This window comes from Rhizobium alarense (genome assembly GCF_021555155.1).
Lineage (GTDB): Bacteria > Pseudomonadota > Alphaproteobacteria > Rhizobiales > Rhizobiaceae > Rhizobium_D > Rhizobium_D alarense.
Genome location: NZ_JAKGBU010000162.1, coordinates 1 through 3,642 on the forward strand (window position 1 = coordinate 1; position 3,642 = coordinate 3,642).

Sequence of the window (3,642 nt, forward strand, 5' to 3'; positions counted from 1 at the left end):
CGGCCTGATCGCGCTGCAGGGTGCGCTCGGCGACGCGGACGGCTCGGTCGCGATCCTCGGCACCGGCACGATCTACATGGCGCGCCGGGCCGGCGCGGTCCACTATATCGGCGGCTGGGGTTTCCAGATCGGCGACCTCGGCGGCGGCGCGCGCATCGGCCATGCGCTGCTGCAGGAGGCGCTGCTCGCCCATGACGGCGTTCATGCCCGCTCCGCGCTGAGCGATGCGGTGCTTGCCGAGTTCAAGCAGGATCCCCGCCAGATCGTCGAGTTCGCGCGCCTTTCGAAGCCCGGCGACTTCGGCCGCTTCGCGCCGCTCGTCTTCGAGCATGCGCGGTTAAACGACCGCTGTGCGCTGGCGCTGCTGGACGCCGCCGCCAGGACCGTCAACGAGGCGCTGGACGCCGTAACCCGCATCGGCGGGCACGAACGGCTCTGCCTGCTCGGCGGCCTCGCGCCGCTCTATCCGCAATGGCTCGACGCCGCACATCGCGCGATCCTGGTCGACCCCATGGCCGACGCGCTGACGGGCGCCGTGGCCCTTGCCGCGAAGCGACTGCGGCAACAGGCGGAGGCACGGGCATGACGGATCATCTCGCCGCCATCCTGTCGCCGGAGCGCCTGCAGGCCGGCGGGTCCGGCCCGCTCTATCTGAAATTGCGCCAGTCGCTCGAGGCGGCGATCAATTCCGGCAAGCTCAACCACGGCGATGCCCTGCCGCCGGAACGCGACCTCGCGGACTTTGCCAATATCAGCCGCGTGACGGTCCGCAAGGCCGTCGATGACCTGGTGAAGGACGGATTGCTTGTCCGCCGGCACGGATCGGGCACCTTCGTCGTCAAGCCGGTCTCGAAGGTGCAGCAGTCGCTCTCGCGCCTCACCTCTTTTACAGAAGACATGGCAAGGCGCGGCCTGACGACACGGGCGCAATGGCTCGACCGGGGGCTTTTCCACCCCTCGCCCGACGAGATGATGATCCTCGGCCTTCCCGCCGACGCGCTTGTCGCGCGGCTCGGGCGACTGCGCATCGCCGACGACATGCCGCTTGCCATCGAACGGGCCTGCATCTCGTCGGAGTTCCTGCCCGACCCGCAGCAGGTGACGGATTCGCTCTATGCGGCACTCCAGAAGCGCGGATGCCGGCCGGTGCGCGCCGTGCAGCGCATCTCCGCCTGCAACATCAAGGATACGGACGGCGCCATGCTGGGCGTTGCGCCCGGCTCGGCGGGCCTTTCCATCGAGCGCGTGTCCTATCTTCCGTCCGGGCGCGTCGTCGAATTCACGCGCTCCCTCTATCGCGGCGACGCCTACGACTTCGTCGCCGAACTCACCCTTTCGGACCAGTAGTCCGACGAACACGAAAGCGAGCGACATGCAGACGAACATGCGGCAAGAGGTCAACGAGATTCCGGAGGCGGCCGCGCGCGTGCTCGCGCGGTCCGCCGATGCCATCCGTGCGGCCGGCCGGGCGCTCAGGGAGCGTGACCCCGCGGTCGTCGTCACCGTGGCGCGCGGCTCGTCCGACCATGCCGCCCTTTTCCTGAAATATGCGATCGAGCTCACCATGGGACGCCCCGTTGCCTCGCTCGGACCGTCGCTCGCTTCGATCTATGGCGCGCCGCTGAAGCTCGACGGTGCCGCCGCCATCGCCATCTCGCAGTCCGGCAAGAGCCCGGACATCGTCGCGATGGCGGAGGCGACGACCAAAGCGGGCGCCGTTTCGATTGCCCTGACGAACACACTGCCCTCGCCGCTTGCCGCAGCCTGCCTCTATCCGATCGACCTGTCAGCCGGACCGGAGATCAGCGTCGCGGCCACGAAGTCCTATGTCAACTCCATCGTCGCCGGCCTCGCCCTGCTGGCCGAATGGACCGGCGATGCCGCACTGCGCCGGGCGGTCGACGACCTGCCGGAACAGCTTGCCAGGGCCGTCATGCTCGACTGGAGCGAGCTTGCCGCCGACCTTGCGGACGCCCAGTCGCTCTATGTGCTCGGCCGCGGCCCGGCGCTTGCGATCGCCAGCGAGGCGGCGCTCAAGTTCAAGGAGACGTCCGGCATGCACGCGGAAGCCTATTCCTCCGCGGAAGTGCTGCATGGTCCGGTGGCGCTGGTCGGGCCGAGCTTCCCGGTCATCGCGCTCGCCGCACGCGATGCGGCCGAACAGTCGGTGACCGGCATGGCGAACGGGCTTGCAGAACGCGGCGCCTATGCCTGCGTCACATCCGCCGGCGCCACGTCCGCGCGAAAGCTGCCCTTCGTCGCGACCGGCCACCCGATCACCGATGCGCTCGCCCTGATCGTGCCCTTCTACGGCTTCGTCGAAGCCTGGTCCCGCGGCCGCGGCCTCGACCCGGACAAGCCGGCCAATCTCAAGAAGGTCACGGAGACGAGATGAGCGCGCAACAGGCAATCACCGGCGCTCGCGTCTTCGACGGCGACCGCTGGCACGACGGCGCCGCCCTCGTCGTCGCGGCGGGCAAGGTTTCGGCGATCGTCGCCGAGGCGGAACTTCCCGCCGGCATCGACCGCCGTGGCGAGACCGGTCGGCTCGTCGTCCCCGGCTTCGTCGACCTGCAGGTGAACGGCGGCGGTGGCGTGCTGCTCAACGAGCAGCCGGACGTCGACGGCATCCGCACCATCTGCACCGCCCATGCGCAATTCGGCACGACGGCGCTGCTGCCGACGCTCATCACCGACACCCGCGCGGTGACGCGCTGTGCCGTCGAGGCCGGCATCGCCGCCCGCGCCGAGCGCGTGCCAGGCTTCCTCGGCCTGCATCTCGAAGGCCCCCATCTTTCGATCAGCCGCAAGGGCGCGCACGATCCCGCGCTGATCCGGCCGATGGATGGCGAAGACCTCGAGCGCGTCCTCGAAGCCCGCAAAGCGCTGGACGTGCTGCTGACCACCGTGGCGCCGGAAAGCGTCTCCAATGCGCAGATCGAGGCCATGGCCGGGGCCGGCGTCATCGTCAGTCTCGGGCATTCCGACAGCGGCCATGCGACCGTTGCAGCGGCCGTCGCGGCAGGCGCGCGCATGATGACGCATCTCTTCAACGCCATGAGCCCGCTCGGGCACCGCGAGCCCGGAATGGTCGGCGCCGCTCTCGACCTCGGCCATGTCAATGCCGGCCTGATCGCCGACGGCTATCACGTCGACCCGGTCTCGATCGGGATCGCGCTTCGCGCGAAGCGCGGTCCCGGACGCATCTTCCTCGTGACCGACGCGATGTCGACGATCGGCACGGATCTCCGGAGCTTCACCCTGAACGGCCGGACGATCTATCGCGGCGGCGGCCGGCTGACGCTCGCCGACGGGACGCTTGCCGGCGCCGACATCGACATGGTCTCATGCCTGCACTTCATGCATGAAAAGGTCGGGCTCGACCTCGAGGAAGCGCTGCGCATGGCGTCGCTCTACCCGGCGGAGGCGGCCGGCGTGACAGGCCGCAAGGGACGCCTTACCCACGGCCACGACGCCGACTTCGTCGTGCTCGACGCCGACCTTTCGCTGCGCTCCACCTGGATCGGCGGCAACCCTGTGTTCGAAAACAGGAGCTGACCGCGACCAGGGGAATCGCATTTGAAAAAAGTTGTGGCGGATTGATTTGAGATGGATTCTGTAGGGAGCTCTTTTGTTGGAGCT

Annotated in this window: 4 protein-coding genes; all 4 read left to right on the top strand. The window is 68.7% G+C overall.

The window, feature by feature from the left end:
* A partial coding sequence (locus LXM94_RS25650; RefSeq protein ID WP_329605651.1) for a BadF/BadG/BcrA/BcrD ATPase family protein occupies positions 1-586 on the top strand: 586 nt, incomplete at its 5' end.
* Positions 583-1,347, top strand: a complete 765-nt coding sequence (locus LXM94_RS25655) for a GntR family transcriptional regulator (RefSeq protein WP_235774697.1) — start codon at positions 583-585, stop codon at positions 1,345-1,347. The genes LXM94_RS25650 and LXM94_RS25655, both read left to right, overlap by 4 nt.
* A gap of 25 nt (positions 1,348-1,372) precedes the next feature.
* Positions 1,373-2,395, top strand: a complete 1,023-nt coding sequence (locus LXM94_RS25660) for an SIS domain-containing protein (protein ID WP_235774699.1) — start codon at positions 1,373-1,375, stop codon at positions 2,393-2,395.
* Entirely contained in the window at positions 2,392-3,558 is a 1,167-nt protein-coding gene (gene nagA / locus LXM94_RS25665) for an N-acetylglucosamine-6-phosphate deacetylase (protein WP_235774701.1), read from the top strand. The genes LXM94_RS25660 and nagA overlap by 4 nt, the downstream gene beginning before the upstream one ends.
* Positions 3,559-3,642 lie beyond the last annotated feature (84 nt).

What these genes read in the sequence shown, in the direction of transcription:
- LXM94_RS25655 (WP_235774697.1), top strand. Translation starts at nt 583, where the DNA reads ATGACGGATCATCTCGCCGCCATCCTGTCGCCGGAGCGCCTGCAGGCC.
- LXM94_RS25660 (WP_235774699.1), top strand. Translation starts at nt 1,373, where the DNA reads ATGCAGACGAACATGCGGCAAGAGGTCAACGAGATTCCGGAGGCGGCC.
- nagA (WP_235774701.1), top strand. Translation starts at nt 2,392, where the DNA reads ATGAGCGCGCAACAGGCAATCACCGGCGCTCGCGTCTTCGACGGCGAC.